17 protein-coding genes are annotated in these 18,037 nt (G+C 68.8%); 4 read left to right on the top strand and 13 right to left on the bottom strand.

Going from position 1 to position 18,037, the window contains the following annotated elements; all coding sequences use genetic code 11:
- The first annotated feature begins 191 nt into the window (after positions 1 to 191).
- Positions 192 to 929: a hypothetical protein gene (locus GT042_RS03090; protein ID WP_161307152.1), complete on the top strand. Its 738-nt coding sequence runs from the start codon at positions 192 to 194 to the stop codon at positions 927 to 929.
- Between the two features lie 239 nt (positions 930 to 1,168).
- Here the strand turns inward: GT042_RS03090 and GT042_RS03095 are convergent, their stop codons facing one another.
- The 7 genes from GT042_RS03095 to pcaC all read right to left on the bottom strand — a co-directional run bounded on the left by GT042_RS03095 (position 1,169) and on the right by pcaC (position 7,302).
- On the bottom strand, positions 1,169 to 2,026 hold the full coding sequence (locus GT042_RS03095) for an amino acid ABC transporter permease (RefSeq protein WP_161307153.1): 858 nt from the start codon (positions 2,024 to 2,026) through the stop codon (positions 1,169 to 1,171).
- Positions 2,023 to 2,667: an amino acid ABC transporter permease gene (locus tag GT042_RS03100; protein WP_161307154.1), complete on the bottom strand. Its 645-nt coding sequence runs from the start codon at positions 2,665 to 2,667 to the stop codon at positions 2,023 to 2,025. The genes GT042_RS03095 and GT042_RS03100 overlap by 4 nt, the downstream gene beginning before the upstream one ends.
- Positions 2,668 to 2,675: 8 nt before the next feature.
- Complete coding sequence (locus tag GT042_RS03105; RefSeq protein WP_161307155.1) at positions 2,676 to 3,605, bottom strand: glutamate ABC transporter substrate-binding protein; 930 nt, start codon at positions 3,603 to 3,605, stop codon at positions 2,676 to 2,678.
- Positions 3,606 to 3,847: 242 nt separating this feature from the next.
- Complete coding sequence (locus tag GT042_RS03110) at positions 3,848 to 4,285, bottom strand: DUF6278 family protein (RefSeq protein WP_161307156.1); 438 nt, start codon at positions 4,283 to 4,285, stop codon at positions 3,848 to 3,850.
- A gap of 136 nt (positions 4,286 to 4,421) precedes the next feature.
- Positions 4,422 to 5,201, bottom strand: coding sequence for an exodeoxyribonuclease III (locus tag GT042_RS03115; protein ID WP_161307157.1), 780 nt, complete (start codon positions 5,199 to 5,201; stop codon positions 4,422 to 4,424).
- Positions 5,202 to 5,270: 69 nt separating this feature from the next.
- Entirely contained in the window at positions 5,271 to 5,903 is a 633-nt protein-coding gene (locus tag GT042_RS03120; protein WP_161307158.1) for an MBL fold metallo-hydrolase, read from the bottom strand.
- A gap of 94 nt (positions 5,904 to 5,997) precedes the next feature.
- A complete protein-coding gene (gene pcaC / locus GT042_RS03125) occupies positions 5,998 to 7,302 on the bottom strand; it encodes a 4-carboxymuconolactone decarboxylase (RefSeq protein ID WP_161307159.1) in 1,305 nt (434 codons plus the stop codon).
- A gap of 433 nt (positions 7,303 to 7,735) precedes the next feature.
- Between pcaC and GT042_RS03130 the strand changes: the two genes are divergently transcribed.
- Positions 7,736 to 9,274, top strand: a complete 1,539-nt coding sequence (locus GT042_RS03130; RefSeq protein WP_161307160.1) for a Rieske 2Fe-2S domain-containing protein — start codon at positions 7,736 to 7,738, stop codon at positions 9,272 to 9,274.
- Positions 9,275 to 9,483: 209 nt separating this feature from the next.
- Here the strand turns inward: GT042_RS03130 and GT042_RS03135 are convergent, their stop codons facing one another.
- Positions 9,484 to 10,311, bottom strand: coding sequence for an AfsR/SARP family transcriptional regulator (locus GT042_RS03135; RefSeq protein ID WP_202532286.1), 828 nt, complete (start codon positions 10,309 to 10,311; stop codon positions 9,484 to 9,486).
- A 1,306-nt stretch (positions 10,312 to 11,617) separates the two neighbouring features.
- Here GT042_RS03135 and GT042_RS03140 point away from each other — a divergent pair.
- Positions 11,618 to 12,487 carry an NAD(P)-binding domain-containing protein gene (locus GT042_RS03140; RefSeq protein ID WP_161307162.1) on the top strand — a complete coding sequence of 290 codons (870 nt, stop codon included), beginning with the start codon at positions 11,618 to 11,620 and terminating at the stop codon, positions 12,485 to 12,487.
- A gap of 241 nt (positions 12,488 to 12,728) precedes the next feature.
- Here GT042_RS03140 and GT042_RS03145 read toward each other — a convergent pair whose 3' ends face one another.
- From GT042_RS03145 to GT042_RS03165, 5 genes are all read right to left on the bottom strand, one after another.
- Complete coding sequence (locus tag GT042_RS03145; protein ID WP_161307163.1) at positions 12,729 to 12,956, bottom strand: ferredoxin; 228 nt, start codon at positions 12,954 to 12,956, stop codon at positions 12,729 to 12,731.
- A 31-nt stretch (positions 12,957 to 12,987) separates the two neighbouring features.
- Positions 12,988 to 14,205: a cytochrome P450 gene (locus tag GT042_RS03150; RefSeq protein WP_161307164.1), complete on the bottom strand. Its 1,218-nt coding sequence runs from the start codon at positions 14,203 to 14,205 to the stop codon at positions 12,988 to 12,990.
- A 32-nt stretch (positions 14,206 to 14,237) separates the two neighbouring features.
- Positions 14,238 to 15,413 carry an acyl-CoA dehydrogenase family protein gene (locus tag GT042_RS03155; protein ID WP_161307165.1) on the bottom strand — a complete coding sequence of 392 codons (1,176 nt, stop codon included), beginning with the start codon at positions 15,411 to 15,413 and terminating at the stop codon, positions 14,238 to 14,240.
- Positions 15,414 to 15,637: 224 nt separating this feature from the next.
- Positions 15,638 to 16,099, bottom strand: coding sequence for a nuclear transport factor 2 family protein (locus GT042_RS03160; RefSeq protein ID WP_345943665.1), 462 nt, complete (start codon positions 16,097 to 16,099; stop codon positions 15,638 to 15,640).
- A 110-nt stretch (positions 16,100 to 16,209) separates the two neighbouring features.
- Positions 16,210 to 16,587, bottom strand: a complete 378-nt coding sequence (locus GT042_RS03165) for an SgcJ/EcaC family oxidoreductase (RefSeq protein WP_161307166.1) — start codon at positions 16,585 to 16,587, stop codon at positions 16,210 to 16,212.
- Positions 16,588 to 16,898: 311 nt separating this feature from the next.
- Between GT042_RS03165 and GT042_RS03170 the strand changes: the two genes are divergently transcribed.
- Positions 16,899 to 18,037 (top strand): beta-ketoacyl synthase N-terminal-like domain-containing protein (locus tag GT042_RS03170; protein WP_202532287.1); only part of this gene is annotated, 1,139 nt, incomplete at its 3' end.

An 18,037-nucleotide genomic window follows, 5' to 3' on the forward strand; every position in this document is an offset into this window, starting at 1 on the left:
CGGCGCGGCGGCGCCCACGGCGAGCATGGCCGCGGCGACGGCCACGGCCGACACATTCCGCACAGCGGAGCGATGCATCCGTACCTCCAGTCAGGAACCGTCCGCGCACTGTAACTTCACCGCAACCCGCCCGCCAGGACCGTCTCGAACAGTGGTGCGGCGGCGGCCCGCCCCCGCTAGCATGCGCGCCCATGACGGACGACGTACGCAACATCGTGCTGGGCGTGGTCGCCGCGGGGGTCACCGCTTCTCTCGGGTGGATCTTCCGCACCTATCTCTGGCGGCGCGCGCTGCGCCGCAAGCAGGCCTTCTTCGGGCTCCCCGGGCACTCCGAGTGCCTGCTCGTGGTCAACCGGGAGGCGGGCGGCGACGGCGCGGTCCACCGCTACGACGTCTTCGCCCTGCTGGAGTTGTCCGCCCTCATCAAGGACTGCGGCGCGCACGCGAGGATCGTCCAGCACGACGCCACCCAGCAAGGCTTCGGTGAGCGCACGGAGTTCTGCCTCGGCGGGCCGGCCTCGAACCGCCGGATGACGGCTCACCTCCAGACCCTGCTGCCCGGTGTGACGATCAACACCCAGTCGGAGCCGGGACCGGACCGCGGGGCGTACGAGATCGGTTCCGAGCGGTACGCGGCGGAGCCGGGGGTCGCCGAGTACGTCCTGCTCGCGCGCCTCACCGCCGGCGAGGAGGCGCGCCCGGTCTTCCTGTTCTGCGGGCAGCGGGCGATCACCAACCAGGCGGCCTCCCGCTATCTGGCCCGCCACCACGAGAAGCTGGCGCGCAAGTACGGCGGCGGCTCGTTCTGCCTGCTGCTGAAGGTGGTCAACTCGCAGGCGTACGGCCCCGACGTGGTGGAGCTGGTGGCGGACGTGACGCGGGCGGCCCAGCAGCCCCGGCAGGCCCCGCAGGGGGCGGACGCGGCGTAGTACGACGCGGGAGGGGCCGTACGAGACGCGACGCGGGAGGGAGCGTACGAGTACGGGACGGACACCGCGGAACGGCACCCCCGCCGCTTACCTCCGCGACGCGGGCCCGCTCCACATCGAGCACAACCCGACCGGCTCGCAGCTGACCTTCCACCCGCCCCGGCCGGACGTTGGCGCACGCCGGTCCACGGTACGAGAAGTGATCTCCGGCTGCTGCCGGACGGGCCATTGCCCCTGAGCTACTGCGCGCCCGGCAGCAGCGTCCCTGGTTCGGCCGGGGGTACCCCCGCGGCCTCTGTTCTCGGACTGCGCCGCTGCCTTCTGGCCAGCCGGTGGGCGAACCAGGAGAGCAGCATGCACATCCCGATGTAGATCGGCGAGATCACCATCACCACAGGGATGAACGGCAAATCGTAGTCGAGATTCGACGCGATGAGCTTTCCCGCGTGGAGAAACTCCTCATAGGTGATCAGATAGCCCAGCGAGGTGTCCTTGAGCGCGACCACCAACTGGCTGACGATCGTGGGGAGCATGGCCCGTGCCGCCTGCGGCACCAGCACGTAGCTCATGACCTGGGTCTTGCGCATGCCCAGCCCGTACGCGGCCTCCCGCTGCCCGCGCTCGACCGAGTTGACTCCGGTACGGAACACCTCGGCGAGCACGGATCCGTTGTAGAAGGTCAGTCCGGCCACCAGCGCGGGCATGGCCTGCACCCGCAGCGCCACGAAGATGAAGAAGATCATCACCAGGACGGGCATGGCCCGGAAGAATTCGACGAGCAGGGTGGCGAGCCACCGCACCGGCCGGTGCGCGGACAGCCGCCCGGCGGCGAGCACCACACCGAGCGCCAGCGAGAGCACGGCCGCGAGGGCGAACGCCTTGAGGGTGTTGCCCAGGCCGCGCAGGAGAAGTTCCTGAATCCCCTTGTACTGGAAGGGAGTCCACTTGACGGCGGTGAACTGCCCGGAGTCCAGCAGGAGGAAGAGCAGCCAGCAGACGACCCCCACGAGCGCGGCGGTCGACACCACCGCGTACACGCCGTGCCGCCGCCGGGTGCCGGGGCCCGGGAGGTCGTAGAGGACCGTCGACTCGCTCACCGGGCGATCCCCCAGCGCTTCTCCATCACGCCGAAGAGGGCGCTGAGGGACAGGGTGATGATCAGGTAGCCGACGGCGATCCAGACGAAGGTCCAGACGATGCTGAACCCCCGCTCGTTGAGCGTCCGGTAGGTGCCGAGCAGCTCGGTGACGCTGAACGCGCCCGCGATCGCGGAGTTCTTCGCCAGGGCGATCAGGGTGGAGCCGACCGGCGGGATGACCGTACGGAACGCCTGCGGCAGCACCACGTACGCCAGGGTCTGGGGGAAGGTCATCCCGAGGCTGCGGGCGGCCTCCCCCTGGCCCTTGGGCACGGTGTTGATGCCGGAGCGCACCACCTCGCAGATGAAGGCCGAGGTGTAGCAGCCGAGCGCGAGGACCGCGAACAGCCGGAAGGGCAGGACCAGTCCGAAGCGCGGCAGCCCCAGCAGGACCGCGAAGAAGAGGAGGGTCAGCGGGGTGTTGCGCAGGATGTTCACCCAGGTCGCGCCGACCGCCCGCAGGGCGCGGACGGGAGCGACCCGAAAGGCGGCCATGAGCAGTCCCACGGACAGCGCGATCAGGGACGCGTAGAACGTCAGCTCGACCGTGCCGAGGAAACCCTCGCGGTAGAGCGGGAAGTTCTGGGTCAGTACGTCCATGGCCGGCCTCAGCTCGCCGGGTAGCGGTCGACGGGCGGGGCGGAGGTGGCGGGGCGGCCGGAGAGACCCAGGGTGGCGTCGTACGCCTTCCGCCAGTCGCCGTTGTCCCGGTGGGCCTCGACGGCGTCGTCGAGCGCCAGGCGCAGGGCGTGGTCGCCGCGCGGGACACCGATGCCGTACGGCTCCTCGGAGAAGGTCTCACCGACCACCTTGAGCTCGTCGGGGACCTTGGCCGCGAAGCCCTGGAGGATGGTGTCGTCGGTGGTGACGGCGTCCACCTGGAAGGTCAGCAGATTGTCCACACAGACGGAGTAGGCGTCGTACGCGACGAGTTCCGCGCGCGGGTGGTCCCGCCGGATGCGCTGGTACGGGGTGGACCCGGCGGCCGAGCAGACCCGCTTGCCCGCCAGGTCCCGGGGGCCCTTGATGTCCTTCTCGTCCGCGCCGACGAGCAGGGACTGGCCCGCGAGGTAGTACGGGCCCGCGAAGCCGACGAGCTTCTTGCGCTTGTCGTTGATGGTGTAGGTGCCGACGTAGTAGTCGATCTGCCCGTTCTGGAGGGCGGTTTCGCGGTTGGCCGAGGCGATCGTACGGAAGCTGACGGTCCGTGGGGCGAAGCCGAGGGAGGCGGACATCATCCGGGCGATCTCGATGTCGAAGCCGGAGTAGACGCCGGTGGCCGGGTCCTTCTCGCCCAGGTACGGCTGGTCCTCCTTGGCCCCCACGACCAGATGGCCGCGCCGCTTCGCCTTCTTCCAGGTGGCCGAGTCGGGGAGCCGGAAGGCGGCGTCCACGGCGTACCGGGGCAGGGCCTCCACCCGGGGTCCCTTCACCGGCGGGCTGCCGTCCTTGCCGCAGCCCGCGCCGAGCGCGGCGGCGAGCAGGACGAGCGCCGCAGCCGTGGACGTGCGCGCCGTACGCGGCGTTCTGCCGGGCATCACGGTCCGCACTCACCCCCTCTCGACCGGTCGAGGTCAGCGCAAACTATCCAGCCGGACAAGGGACTTCACGGCCGACACGCTAAAATCGGGCATAAGCCGTATTTACTGCACAGGGGCGTCGGTACGGGTGTACGCGCACGGGCAGTCCCGCGGGGGCAGCCCCTGGCGCCGGGCTCTCGCCCCGGTCCAGGCCCTGTCGGCGCGCCGGGTTCTCCCCCGGCCCCGGCCCCGTCGGCGCCTCAGACCTCCTGGGCCTCCGCGTACACCTGGGACAGTTCAGGCGCGCCCGTGCCGGCCCACTCGACGCCCGCCTCCACGACCCGGATCTCCCGGCCGGACGCGAGCCGTACGACGGGGTGGCCGTCGGGCCAGATGTTCCAGACGGCGCCGGGGATCGTACGGACGATGACCGTGCCCAGGTAGAGGCCCGCGTCGTTGCCCAGCCAGGGCAGCTCCTCCGGGTCGTCGCGCCAGCGCGGCGGCAGCTGGTCGAGCGCCTCCAACGACGCCGGGGAGTCGTCCAGTTCGAGCCCGCTCTGCCCTGCCCGGACGCGCAGCAGCTCGCATTCGGCGAGCAGCTCGGCAACGCCGGCCGACTCCCCGGCGGCGGAGGCGGGCAACAGACCGGGGGTGTCGCCCCGCCGCTTGCGCCAGTTGTCCAAGAAAGGGATGTTCATACTGCTCAGCCTGCCATTCCCCCGGCCGGGTCACCATAGGGCGCGCGGCCGGGCGCCGGGGTGGTCCCGCACGGTGAGACCGCGCCCGGAGCCGGATGGTTGCTCAGAGCCGAATGGTTGCTCACCGGATGGTCGCTCAGAGGTCGAGGTCCACCACGACCGGGGCGTGGTCCGAGGCGCCCTTGCCCTTGCGTGCCTCACGGTCGACGTAACTGTCCTTGACCGCCGTGGCGAACGGCCCGTTCCCGTACACCAGGTCGATCCGCATGCCCCGGTTCTTGGGGAAGCCCAACTCGCGGTAGTCCCAGTAGGTGAACGGACGGTCGTACTTGAGCGGGCGGGGCACCACGTCCGTCAGCCCCTCGGCCAGCAGCGCGGCGAGCGCGGCCCGCTCCTCCGGGGTGACGTGGGTGGCGCCGTCGAACAACGACCGGTCCCAGACGTCGTCGTCGGTCGGGGCCACGTTGAAGTCACCGAGCACGGCGAAGGGGCGCTCCCCCGCCACGTCCTCCCGTACCGCCGCGCCCAGCGCGTCGAACCACCGCAGCTTGTACGCGAAGTGGTCGTGGCCGACCTCGCGGCCGTTGGGCACGTACACCGACCAAAGGCGCACGGGACCGCACAGCGCGGAGACGGCGCGCGGCTCCCGCACGCCCTCGTACTCGGGCCCGCCGGGCAGGCCCTTCACGACGTCCTCCAGGCCCACCCGGGAGAGCAGCGCCACCCCGTTCCACCTGCCGGTCGCGTGGACCGCCGACTCGTACCCCAGCTCCTTCAGCTGCTCGGAGGGGAACTGCTCCTCCGTGCACTTGGTCTCCTGGACGCACAGCACGTCCGTCCCGCTGCTCTCCAGCCAGGCCAGCAGCCGGGGCAGCCGGGCAGTGATCGAATTGACGTTCCAGGTCGCGATGCGCATGCTCCCCAGCCTATCGGCGGGGTGTGACAGTCACCGGCTCCCCGGCCCCGGAGGGCGCTCCCGGGTGCCTCAGACGTCCGCCGAGTCGCCCGGCGCCAGCCTGCTGTGGTCCGTACCGCCGAGGGATCCGAGGAGGCTCCCGTAGAGCCCCAGGCCGGGCTCGGCGAGCAGCACGTCGTGGATGTCGTACGCGCGTACCGGCTTGACCTCGCGGAGGTAGTCGATCACCTCGGACGCCTTGCTCCAGGGCGCGTGGAGGGGCAGCAGCAGGGTGTCGACGGGCTGGTCGGGCACGGTCAGCGCGTCGCCCGGGTGGAAGAGGGAGCCGTCCACGAGATAGCCGACGTTCGTGACGCGCGGGAGGTCGGGGTGGATCACGGCGTGCAGTTCGCCGTGGACCCGGACGTCGAAGCCGGCCGCCGTGAAGGTGTCGCCGTGGCCGACCGTGTGGACGCGGCCGGGGAAGGCCGCGGAGATCTGGTCGGCGACGCTGCGCGGCGCCCACACCTCGACGGCCGGATCGGCCTCCAGTCCGGCCCGCAGCCGGTCCTCCGCGAAGTGGTCGGGATGTTCGTGGGTGACGAACAGGGCGTCCGCGCCGACCGCCGCGTCCGCCTCGGTGAACATACCGGGGTCGATGACCAGCGTCCGCCCGTCCTTCTCCAGCCGGACGCAGGCATGTGTCTTCTTGGTGAGCTTCACCGCGGAGCACCTCTCCCTATGAGCGCTGCGAACTGAGCGTTACGGGTCCGGTCCCGCCCGCGTCCCGTCCCGCCCCTCTTCCCTTTCCATCCTCCTACGCCTGGGGGCGGGTCTCCTCCTGGATCACGGTCGCGGCGACGCGGAAGGCGGAGTTCGCGGCGGGAACACCGCAGTAGACGGCCGTCTGCATCAGCACTTCCTTGATCTCGGCCGGGGTGAGGCCGTTGCGCAGGGCCGCGCGGGTGTGGAAGGCCAGCTCCTCCAGGTGCCCGCCCGCGACGAGCGCCGTCAAGGTCACCGCGCTGCGGGTCCTGCGGTCCAGGCCGTCCCTGGTCCATACCTCGCCCCAGGCGTAGCGCGTGATCAGCTCCTGGAAGTCACCGGCGAAGTCGTCGGCGCCGGACATGGCCCGGTCCACGTGCGCGTTGCCGAGGACCTCACGGCGTACCCGCATGCCCGGCTCGTACGGGTCGGGCCGTACCGGTCCCGGAGAGCCGCCCACGGCCCGCGGCTGCTCGGCGGGGGCGATCTCGGCCACCGGGCCGACGGTCGGGGAGACGGCGGGGGCGACGGCCCGGTCGGGCAGCACGGTCAGCCCGGTTGCGGTGTCGGAGGGGTTGAACCAGGCCGTGGAGAAGTGGTGGACGAGCAGGTCCGTGACGGCGGCGGGCTGCTCGACGGGCGCCAGGTGCGAGGCACCGGGCACGAGGGCCAGCCGGGCGTCCGGTATGCCGGCCACCAGGGTGCGCGCCTCGGCGGGCCCGGTGACCTGGTCCTCGGCACCGACCAGGACCAGGGTGGGGACGCTGATACGGCCCAGCTCGGCGCGGATGTCGAAGGCGGCGAGCGCCTCGCAGGCGGCGATGTAGCAGCCGGGGTCGGTGGTACGGACCATCTGGACGGCCCACTCGACGATGGCCGGCTGAGCGGCGGCGAAGCCGGGCGTGAACCAGCGCTCGGGCGCGGTCCGGGCCATCGGGTCGAGCCCGTTGGCGCGGACGATCACCCCCCGCTGGCGGAACTCGTCGGCGGTCCCGAACCGGGGCGAGGCGGCCACCACGGCGAGCGACGCGATCCGGTCGGGCCGGCGCAACGCCAGCTCGGCCCCGATGGCCCCGCCGACGGAACACCCCGCGTACCCGAAACGCTGCACCCCGAGCGCGTCGAGCGTCCCCAGCAGCCGCTGCGCGAGCTCCGGAACACTGGTGGCGGGGTGCGCGGGCGCCCCCCCGTGCCCCGGCAGGTCGAACCGGATCACCCGCCAACTCCGGGCCAGCTCGGGCACCTGCCGGTCCCACATGTGCCAGGTGGTGCCGAGCGACGGCCCCAAGATCAACACTGGAGCGTCTTCCGGCCCGTCAGAGCGGTATTGCAGGGTCTTCTCTGTCGTCAGACTCACGCCCCGCACGCTCTCACATCCCACAGAATCTCATGAAGGGCGGTCCGGACGCCGTGCAGCCCTGTCCTACGCCTCCCACGTCTTCGCCACCGGGCGAAGGTCCTCTGCGTCCGACGTGAGGGAGAAGCGTCTCGTCGCGGCCGCGTCGTGAGTGACCGGACGGCCAACCGTCGACGACCGACCGAGGGGACCTGACTGAGGCAGGGGGAGCCCGCCTCGGCGCGACAGCAGGCGCCGCATCCGGGTCCTCCCCAGGACCGTGCGGTCCCGCACTGGCCCACTTGGCCCCCGGGATTCACCTGATGAGGTCGGCCAGGACCATGCCCCGGCGTCGGCACCGCCACCGTCGGCCTCGTGCAGGTGCCCACGCCGATGGAGGGTTGCATAGTCGGCATGTCACACATCTGCATCGATCGCGGAGGAGTTCGGACTTATGCTCATAACCGGGCTGGGACATGCGGGACTGTTCATCGAAACGCGCGCGGGATCGGTGCTGTGCGATCCCTGGGTCAACCCGGCGTTCTTCGGCTCGTGGTTTCCGTTTCCGGACAACACGGACCTGGACTGGGCGCACTACGGGCAGGCGGCGGACCACCTCTACGTCTCCCACCTGCACAGGGACCACTTCGACCCGGAGAACCTGCGCCAGAACGTGCGCAAGGACATCACCGTGCTGCTGCCGGGCTTCGTCACCGACGAGCTGGAGAGCGAGCTGCGCGCGCTCGGATTCAGCCGCTTCCTGCGAACCCGGAACTCCGTCCCCGTCGAACGGGACGGTCTGCGCATCATGATCACTGCGCTGAGCGGTCCCGGCGACGGTCCCATAGGCGATTCCGCACTGTCACTCGACGACGGTGAGACCGTGCTGCTCAACCAGAACGACGCCCACCCGCTCTCCATCCCCGCCATCCGCGAGTTCGGCGAGGTGGACGCGTACTTCGCGCAGTTCTCCGGCGCGATCTGGTACCCCATGGTCTACCAGCTCCCGTACACCGCGAAGGGCAAGCTCGCGGCCCGCAAGCGCCAGGGCCAGTTCGACCGGGCGGTGCGCTACATCGACGAGGTCCAGGCGAAACACGTGTACCCGAACGCGGGACCGCCGTGCTTCCTCGACGAGGCTCTCTTCGACACCAACGGCACCGGCCTGGACGGCGAGAGCATCTTCGTCGACCAACGGGAATTCCTGGAGCAGCTCGCGGAAGCCCGGCCGAACGTTTCGGCGCACCTGCTGCTGCCGGGGACGGTGGTGGACCCGCGGGAAGCCGCGGGCGAGCCGAACCAGCGTTACTCGACCGAAGAAATCGATCACATCTTCAACAACAAGCGCGAGTATCTGACGAAGTTCGCCCAAAGACAGCAACACACCCTTGCCGCCGAACGGAACAGCAGAGCCGCCGCGTTGCCACAAGAGCGCCTGCTGGCCGAGCTGAAAGGCTGGTGGGAACCGCTGATGGCCCGGGCCGAACAAATCTGCGCGGGGATCGGCGGCCCGGTGCGGCTGGACGTGGACGACGTCGCGGTGGTCCTCGACTTCCCTGCCCGGGAGGTCAGACTGTGGGACGGGGAGCCGTGCCGCTACACCCTGGGCGTCGCCGGCGACCTGGTGGCCACCAACATCGCGCGGCGCGAGGTCGACTGGTCCAACAGCCTGCTCCTGTCGATGCGGTTCACCGCCAGCAGGATCGGACCGTACAACGAGTTCCTGTACGTGTTCCTCAAGTGCCTCTCACCAGAGCGCATCGACTACGTCGAGAACTACTACGCCTCGATCGACGAGGAGAGCGAGGACATCGAGATCGACGGCTGGCGCGTCCAGCAGTTCTGCCCCCACCTCGGCGCGGATCTGGCCAAGTTCGGAACGATCGAGGACGGCAAGCTCACCTGCGCCATGCACGGCTGGAACTACGACCTGTCCACAGGCCGTTGTCTGACCGCTGACGGCCACGACATCCGCGCCACGCCCCTCGCCTGATCCTCGCAGGACGATGTTTCCCTCGCGGCCCCGGCCGCCGTCGACGCCCACCCGCGCCACGGGCCGCTTCGGGCCACCGGCCGAAACTCTGGCCCACACGTCAGCACAGAACGGGTAACGGAAAGCAGCGTGGCATCCCGGCACTTCCTGGATGCCACGCCCCGACCGGGATCCCTGCGGCAGAAGGGTACGGTCGTCTTCCGAGTCGATCAGATGGCCGAGCTCGATGCCCGGAACGGTCTGTGGACCGTACGGGTCCGGGCGCCTCCGCCGTGCTGGAGCACGGACGCGTCCTTGGCGCTCGCGCCGAGCATGTCGACGCGAAGCCGCTGGATCTCCTTGGAAGGCTCCAGGTCCAACTCTCGCCTGAGGACGTAGTGCAGGTCCTGGTACGCGTCGAGGGCCTCCGCGCGGCGGCCGGCACGGTGCAGGGACCGAATGAGCTGCTCGTGGAACCACTCGTGCAACGGGTAGTCGTTCACCAGTTTGCGCAGTTCGGGCAGGAAGTCCCGGTAGTGGCCCCGCCGGTGCTCCGTCTCGACACGCAACTCAAGCGCGCGGATCTTCAGTTCCTCGGCATGGGCGAGCTGTCCGGCCAGCACGTCGCCGGTGGGCACATTGCTGAGCAGAGGGCCGCGCCACAGTGTCATGGCCTGGTCCAGGGATTGGGAAGCGAGCGCGGGCGCGCCCTGGGCCAGTTCCGCCTGGGCGCGGCGGACAAGACGTTCAAAGAGGCAGAGGTCGATCTCCTCCTCCGACACAAGGAGGCGGTACCCAGGCGCTTGAGTGACCAGCAACTCCCGCTTCGGAAGGCTGGCACAGGCGTCAGCCAGCATCTTGCGCGCGTGGTAGATGTGGGTTTGCAGAGTCTTGAGGGTACCGGCCGGTGAACTCTCCCCCCATAACTCGCGGATGAGCGTGTCAGTGGCCACCGCCTGGGTGGGCTGGAGCGCCAGCACGGCGAGGATCTGACAGAGCTTTGGCGCTTTCGGGGCGAATACCTGACCGCCGTCGGTGATGATCTCGAAGGATCCCATGAGGCTGAACCGCACTACGCATGCTCCCGTACTGGCGCGATTCGCGCCCGTGTCGGTACTCGGTGTGTGGGCCAAACATTGGGGAGCGAACACGCCCCAGCCTGCATAAAAAAATGTAGGAGAATGTCACATTTCCGTACGTAGTCAGGGCGGTTTCGGCGGGCCTCCGGTACTGATGCCCATGGTGCGAAGCGGCCCAGGTCGCGCGCCGACCGCTTCGGGTCCCCCGGTGTCGGGCTCGTGGAGCGGCGCACCCCGCACCTGTTCCCGGGGCCGCCGCCTGGCGCTCAGGCGTCGCGCGGTGCCTCTCACTTCAACGACGCGAGCGCACCGCCGCCACACCGCCCGGCGCCCCGTCGCCGCCCACCCTGCCGGGACGAACTCACGAGTGGTGCGCCCGGAGCGGTGGGCGACGGCTCCACCGCTGACGTATCGCTTGGTCGTGCTGTGTCCTGCCCCATGGAAGAACCCCCGTGTGCCCCAGCTTCAGGTAAGACAGCCGCTCCCGGTTTCCGTGACGCGTGTTGAGCTCTCGCCGCGGTCCGGTGGAACAGGGCCTCCACACCCTCAGACTAAAAAGAACGTCCGTCTGGTTATTTATACAGGGTCATGCGTCCTGCTGCAGTACTGATTTGTTTCCAGTGGGGAACGACACAGGGCCTCTGAGCAGGGGTGGGTCGCGCGTCCGGCCCCCGCGCGCCCCAGCGCCCCGACCGCTTCCGAGAGGGCGCCCACCACGGTTTCCCGAGGTGAGGGGCGCAAGCCTGGAGCGGAACTGTCGCGCCGGCGCCTCTGGAGCGCGAAGGGGAAGCACGGGGCGCACCGAGGGGGCTCGGTTCGGCCGGGTGAGCGCCGACGGTGGCGTTTTCGTATACGAAGAAACCGAACGCGGTGCTGGTTTCCCGGGTCCCGGGGCCCTTCCTGCCGGCATGTCAGGCGTCCCCCGGGCCGGCCGCGGATCGGCGACAGCCCCGCGCGGCACTGCCCACCCCCGCCTTCAGGGCTCTTTGACCGCGATTTCAGCGGCGTCCGCTTCACTAGGTCCGTGACTGCCCGTCGGCGGTCACGCCGCCTGCCACGCGAAGGAACGCCCCCTCCCCGGCACGCCGGATCGTGGCGTCTCCGCCCGGCAGCTTCAACCGCGCCGCCGGGCCAGGGAGTTCGCTCCCCGAGATCCTCAGAGCCTGGCGGCTTCAGCCAGCGAATGAGTAGAGCGTTCTTCCTAGAGATGTGTTACGTTTCATCCCAGCGCAGTTGGAGCGTTCGTTCTACTTTCCGCACCTCACATCCCGGAGGCCTTCCCAGCATGAGCAACAAGCAGCCTGTCACCGTCATCGGCCTCGGCCCCATGGGGCAGGCGATGGTCAACGTCTTTCTCGAGAAGGGGCACGAGGTCACCCTCTGGAACCGCACCGCTTCTCGGGCGGATGACCTGGTCGCCAAGGGCGCAGTGCTGGCGTCGAGTGTCGAAGAGGCTGTCAAGGCGAACGACTTGGTCATTCTCAGCCTGACCGACTACGACGTGATGTACACCGTGCTCGAGCCGGCCGTCAGCGCCCTCCCCGGCCGTGTCGTCGTCAACCTCAGCTCCGACACGCCGGAGAAGACCCGTGCGGGTGCGCGGTGGATCGCCGAGCACGGCGGTGTCCACATCACCGGTGGCGTGACCGTTCCGCCCTCGGGCATCGGCAGCTCCGAGTCCAAGACCTTCTACAGCGGCCCGCTCGCGTCCTTCGAACAGCACAAGGCCACCCTCGAAGTCCTGACGAGCGCGGACTACCGGGGAGAAGAGGCCGGTCTGGCCGCTCTGATGTACCAGATCGGCATGGCCATGTTCTGGCCGTCGATGGTCAGCTACTGGCAGGCGATCGCGCTCGCCGACGCCAACGGCCTCAAGGCCGCGGACATCCTGTCCCACGCCAACGACACCATGGTGGCGATGCCCGGCTTCCTCGGCTTCTACGCGGACCGCATCGACAGCGGCAACCACGCGGGCGACGTCGATCGGCTGGCCATGGGCCTGGCGAGTGTGGAGCACGTCCAGCACACCATCGCCGACGCCGGTGTCGACACGTCGTTCCAGAGCGCCGTCGTCGACCTCTTCCGCCGAGGCATCGAGGCGGGACACGAGAACGACAGCTTCTCCAGCCTGCTGGAGCTCCTGCGGAAGAAGTAGTCGGGCCACCCTCGGTGCGCGCTCCACAAGTCGACCGGGTTCCCGGTCGGCGGGGTGCGCACCTCGGCATGCCAAGAAGCGGCAGAGGGCGCGGAGTTGGTCACGCGCTCTGCCGCTGTCGGTGCTCCGGAGGGGAACCGGCGGTCCTGTCCGCCGTCAGGTGTGGACGCGTGGGTCCGGTCGAGGGTGGGAAAACTCCCCGGGCCCGCCGAGCGGACCCACGCGTCCACACCTGACGGCCTCAGCCGTCCCCGTCGGCACCACCCGGAGCGGCGGTGAGCAAAATGGCCTCCGTGGGACACACGTCGATCACACTGTCGGCGGCCTCGATGTCCGCCGGGTCGACCAGCCGCGTCTTCAGCGCCACGGCGTAGCCGTCGTCACCCACCGCGAACAGCTGCGGGTGCATTGCCTCACACGTCCCCGATCCTCCGCACACACTTCTGTCAACAGCCAGAATCCTGTCCATCAGTTTCCCTCCCCTTCCCCGCTCACCTGGATCACAGAGTGACAGGCAGCGAGGGAAGACTCCTCAGCAGCCAGTTCTCCTCGAAAAGGATTTCCTCGCGGGGTACCGCGAGGCGCATGTCGGGAAACCGGTTGAGCAGGGCCGGGACCGCGGCACCGGTCTCCAGCCGCGCCAGAGCCGCTCCCATGCAGTTGTGCAGTCCGTGCCCAAGTGCCAGGTGACGCCGGCCCGTTCTGGTGATGTCCAGCCGACGCGGATCCTCGAACTTCTCCGGGTCGTAGTTGCCCGCCTGGAGTCCGGCGACCACCGGGGTGCCGGCGGGGACCGGTACGCCCCGGATCTCCAGATCCTCCTTGGCCAGGCGGAAGAGGCCGACGCAGAATGCCCCGTCGTAGCGCAGGAACTCCTCGACCGCGCTGGGCGTGAGTTCCGGACGCTCCACCAGCAGCCGACGCTGGTCCGGGTGGTCCAGGAGAGCGAGGACGGAGGAGCCGATCAGGTTCCTGGTGGTGTCGATGCCGGCCATGATCATCAATGCGATCATGGAGACCAGTTCGTCTTCCGTGAGCCGGTCCTCGCCGTCCCGTGCCTGGATGAAGACGGACGTCAGGTCGTCGCTCGGATTGCGGCGCTTCTCCACGATGAGTTCACGACCGTAGATGACTATCTCTTCGAACGCGGCCGCGACCTCGGCCTCCTGGTTGGGATTGGTCGGGTCCGCGTGGAAGGCCCGCTCGATCGCGTGGAGCATCTCGCCGAATCGTTCGAGCGGGAAGCCGAGGATCTCACCGGTGACATCGGCGGGAATCCGGCTGGCGAAATCCATCACATCGGGGTGTTCGGACTTCGCGAGCCGGTCGAGCGCTTCGTTGACGATCCGCTCGACCGGCTCTTTCCAGCTTGCCGCGCGGCGCGGTGTGAAGGCGCCCATGGCCAGTTTGCGCACCCGCGTGTGGTCCGGCGGGTCGAGCACGGTCAGGATGCGGCCGATCAGGGTCCCCGCACCGAAGATCATGCCCGACTTCTTGAAGGCCTCGCTTCCCCAGACCTCTCCGTCATTACTGAACCGCTGGTCGCTGAGGACCCCTTTGATGTCGTCGTAGCGAGAGAGAAAGACCATCGGAACGTCGCCGACAGGGAACCGGAACCGGTGGACGGGATCGTGCTCCCGGAGCCAGTCGTACACCGAATAGGGGTCCTGGTAGTAGGGCGAGTCGAACAGCTTGGGCGCGTGACCAGCAGTGGGCATGACGAAACCTCCTAGGCGCGGTGCGCGGCGAGTCAGATGTAGTCGGTGTCCGGCTCCAGACCCAGCATCACGCGGCCGTGAACCTCCAAGCAGCCGACCGGTGTCAGCAGGCCGTGCAGCGAGAGGGCGGCGATGTCACGGAAGGCCCGCTGGAAGTGGTTGCTGCGCGCGATGGTCGACGCGGAGCTGATCTCGTAGAGCGCCTCCACGGCCTCCTTCGTGGTCTGTACGACGTAGCCGACCTGGCCGCGGATGGTCGCCTTCTCCGGGACCGACAGCTTCTCGCCGAGGTCGGCGCGCTTCTGGATGACCGTGAGCCACTCGCGGGAGAGCGCCTCGCAAGCCGCTATCTTGTTCGCCGCCCGGCTCAGCTGGATCTGCGTGTACGGGTGTTGGCTCTGCTCGGTCCACGAGGTGTAGGTGATGCCCTTGCCGGGAAGCCGCTCGACGAAGAGCTCCAGGGCGGCCTTGGCGATCCCGAGGTAGACCGGGGCGCACGTCGCCAGGATGTAGCTGGTGAGGTTGTAGTTGCGACCCTTGAGATCGGCGTTCCAGCGATCGCGGGTGGAGGCGTCGAACACCGAGGCGTCCACCACGCGGTGGGCGGGGACGAACACATCCTTCGCCGTGGAGGTGGCGCTGCCCGTGCCCGAGGCGCCGAAGACGTCCCAGTCGTCAGCGACCGTGATGTCCTCGGTCGGGACGAGCGCGAAGAGTTCTTCCTGTGTCCCGTCGGGCCGCTCGATGAGTGCGGCGTGGACGTTCCAGCGTGCCCCGGGCACCCCGGTGTTGAAGCGCCATGTGCCGTTGAGGACGTAACCGCCCTCGGCGGCGACGAGGGTGCCGGACGGGGTGAACCCGCCGGAGATACGCACGGAGCCGCCCGCGAAGACCTCCTCCTGCGCACGGTCGGGATACAAGGTGGCGATCCAGGCGGTGGACACCCACACCATCGAGACCCAGCCGGTCGAGCCGCAGCCGCGGGAGATCTCCGCCAGGATCAGCGCCTGCTGTTCCACGGAGAGGTCAAGGCCGCCGAAGCGCTCGGGTACCGCGATACCGAACACCCCGGACTTCTCCAGTAGTTCGATGTTCTCGTCGAGGAGCCAGCGTTGTTTCTCGGTTTCCAGGCCGTTCGTGCGCAGCGTGGGAACAACTTCCCTGACCGCGTCGAGAACGTTCTGGGTTTCGGCGTCGCGCAAGGCCATGTCTTCTCCGGAGTGGTTCGTTCGTCTGCATTACGTATCTGCGGTCATTTGGGACGTGTGCCACGATAGGGACAGCGGGCAACCGCCCGTCCATTCCTCGGCAACGGCCGGTTCATCAGCGCCGGAACCGGAGAATCCCCCTGACGCCAGAAGGTGCGGCCGGTTCCGGCGCAGGGGCCGATCCGCGTCGGCGGCGGGAGCGCGGGCCTGCGAGGGGGCGCGGCCTAGTCGGGCAGCAGGCTGCCCGCGACCGGCCGGTCGATGGACATGAGCCAGCGTCCGTCCTCACCTCGGCGCAGAACGTCGGTGCAGCTCCCCTCCAGGTGCATGGGCTCACCGTCGGCGCCCGTGCCGTCGATGCTGAACCGGACGCCGATCAGGGCCACGTCACCTGCCACGTAGGAGTGGGTCACCTCCGCCTCGAGTACAGGCTTCGTCGACAGGAATTCCTTGAAGAAACCCAGACGTGCCGCGCCGGTCAGCGGCTCGCCCGAAAAGTTGGATATCGAGTCGGCGAGGTAGAGCTTGTCGAACAATTCGCCGTCACCCGAGTTGAACACCTGAAGGAAAATCTCGTTCTGCTGGTTGGTGTCGTCGGTCAGGTCCGGATTGTCGAAATCGATGTCGACGGTGATACCCATGGAGAGAAGACCCCAGCTTCCTTGTTCACTGATCACGGTGAACACCGGCGTCCTCAGCGGCGTACTTCCTCGCCCGCTGACGGCTGCCGGCGCCTGTTTCACGCGAACGCGCCGCGCCTGTGCCGCACGTTCGCCCCTACTGGTTCTCGCTCAGTTCACTTCTCGCCGTACGGGTCGTCGATGGCGTAACGCCATTGGCCGTCCGTCCCGAGGCGCAGCACGTCGACGCCGACGCCCGTCAGGTGTTCGGGCTCTCCGCCGGCGTCCGTGGTGTCGATCTTCCAGTCCACGATCAGCAGGGCGGTGTCACCGGTGACGAACGACTGCCGCACCACGGCCGTCATTTTCGGCTTGTTCGCGAGGAATTCCTTGACCGCGTCGATGCGAGCCTGTCCGGTGAGCGGGACCCCCGGCTCCCAGACAGCCACGGCTTCCTTCGTGTACATCGCGTTGACCGCTTCCGCGTCGCCGGCGTTGAAAGCCTCGACGTAGAGCGCGGTGTGCTTTTCGACGTCAGTGGTGAGTTGCGTCATGATGGGAGATCTTCCTTTCCTGTTCCTGCGGGCAGAACAGCCGATCGGTCAGCCCGGCGGGCTCAGCAGGAGAGTAACGAGAGCGGAACAACCAGGTGCTCATCGCAAAGTAATACAGTGAACACCACGACAGGGACACCGTTCGATTACCACGGCGTGGTCCTGCCGTCGTTACGATCAAGCACTCGCGCTGGCATTTGCGCAATCACTCGGATATGCGGGGACGGCGCAATGCGGTGGAGACCGGCCGCGCAAATCGTGTCCGTCCACGTCACTGGCCCGCGAACACTTACCCAGGGGAGCTGAGCACCATGGCCGGCGAGGAGCAACTCCGCGACTACCTGAAGCGAGCCATCGCGGACGCCCGCGACGCGCGCAGTCGGCTTCAGGAGGTCGAGGGCAGGCAGCACGAGCCTGTCGCGATCGTCTCGATGGCCTGCCGTTTCCCCGGAGGGGTGGCGTCGCCGGAGGACTTGTGGCGGCTGGTGACCGACGGGGCCGACGCCGTCACCCCCTTTCCCGACAACCGCGGTTGGGATGTAGACGGCCTCTACGATCCGAATCCGGAGCATCCGGGAACCAGTTACAGCCGGGAGGGAGGCTTCCTCCACGAGGCCGACCTCTTCGACGCGGCGTTCTTCGACATGTCCCCGCGCGAGGCCCTGACCGCCGACCCGCAGCAGCGGCTGCTGTTGCAGACCGCGTGGGAGGCCTTCGAACGGATCGGCCTCGATCCGAAGGCGCTCCGGGGCAGCCGTACCGGTGTGTTCACCGGGATCATGTACAACGACTACGGCTCCCGGCCGGGCCTCCCCGCCGAGAAGGCCGAGGGCTACCTGTTCAGCGGCAGTGCCGGGAGCATCGCCTCAGGCCGGCTCTCCTACACGTACGGGCTGGAGGGCCCTGCGGTCACGGTCGACACGGCGTGTTCGTCCTCGCTCGTGGCGCTGCACCTGGCGGCGAACGCACTGCGTCGCGGGGAGTGTGATCTGGCCCTCGCCGGCGGTGCGACCGTGATGTCGACACCGGTCGCCTTTGTCGAGTTCTCCCGACTCCGCGGTCTGGCTCCTGATGGTCGGATCAAGTCGTTCGGTGCGGGTGCGGATGGTACGGCGTGGTCGGAGGGGGTGGGGCTGCTGCTGGTGGAGCGGCTTTCGGACGCCCTGCGGAACGGTCACGAGGTGTTGGCCGTGGTGCGTGGTTCGGCGGTGAATCAGGATGGCGCGTCGAACGGGCTCACGGCACCGAACGGCCCGTCCCAGGAGCGGGTGATCCGTGCGGCGCTCGCGGACGGCGGACTGTCCGAGGCCGACGTGGACGTGGTGGAGGCGCACGGTACCGGGACACGGCTGGGCGATCCGATCGAAGCACAGGCCCTGCTGGCGACCTACGGACGCAACCGCCCCAAGGGCCGGCCCCTGTACCTCGGCTCACTCAAGTCCAACATCGG

The organism is Streptomyces sp. SID3212, from assembly GCF_009865405.1.
Taxonomy (GTDB): domain Bacteria; phylum Actinomycetota; class Actinomycetes; order Streptomycetales; family Streptomycetaceae; genus Streptomyces.

Coding starts and splice junctions, on each gene's coding strand:
- GT042_RS03090 (WP_161307152.1), top strand. CDS start 192: ATGACGGACGACGTACGCAACATCGTGCTGGGCGTGGTCGCCGCGGGG.
- GT042_RS03100 (WP_161307154.1), bottom strand. CDS start 2,667: ATGGACGTACTGACCCAGAACTTCCCGCTCTACCGCGAGGGTTTCCTC.
- GT042_RS03105 (WP_161307155.1), bottom strand. CDS start 3,605: ATGCCCGGCAGAACGCCGCGTACGGCGCGCACGTCCACGGCTGCGGCG.
- GT042_RS03110 (WP_161307156.1), bottom strand. CDS start 4,285: ATGAACATCCCTTTCTTGGACAACTGGCGCAAGCGGCGGGGCGACACC.
- GT042_RS03115 (WP_161307157.1), bottom strand. CDS start 5,201: ATGCGCATCGCGACCTGGAACGTCAATTCGATCACTGCCCGGCTGCCC.
- GT042_RS03130 (WP_161307160.1), top strand. CDS start 7,736: ATGCTCATAACCGGGCTGGGACATGCGGGACTGTTCATCGAAACGCGC.
- GT042_RS03135 (WP_202532286.1), bottom strand. CDS start 10,311: ATGGGATCCTTCGAGATCATCACCGACGGCGGTCAGGTATTCGCCCCG.
- GT042_RS03140 (WP_161307162.1), top strand. CDS start 11,618: ATGAGCAACAAGCAGCCTGTCACCGTCATCGGCCTCGGCCCCATGGGG.
- GT042_RS03145 (WP_161307163.1), bottom strand. CDS start 12,956: ATGGACAGGATTCTGGCTGTTGACAGAAGTGTGTGCGGAGGATCGGGG.
- GT042_RS03150 (WP_161307164.1), bottom strand. CDS start 14,205: ATGCCCACTGCTGGTCACGCGCCCAAGCTGTTCGACTCGCCCTACTAC.
- GT042_RS03155 (WP_161307165.1), bottom strand. CDS start 15,413: ATGGCCTTGCGCGACGCCGAAACCCAGAACGTTCTCGACGCGGTCAGG.
- GT042_RS03165 (WP_161307166.1), bottom strand. CDS start 16,587: ATGACGCAACTCACCACTGACGTCGAAAAGCACACCGCGCTCTACGTC.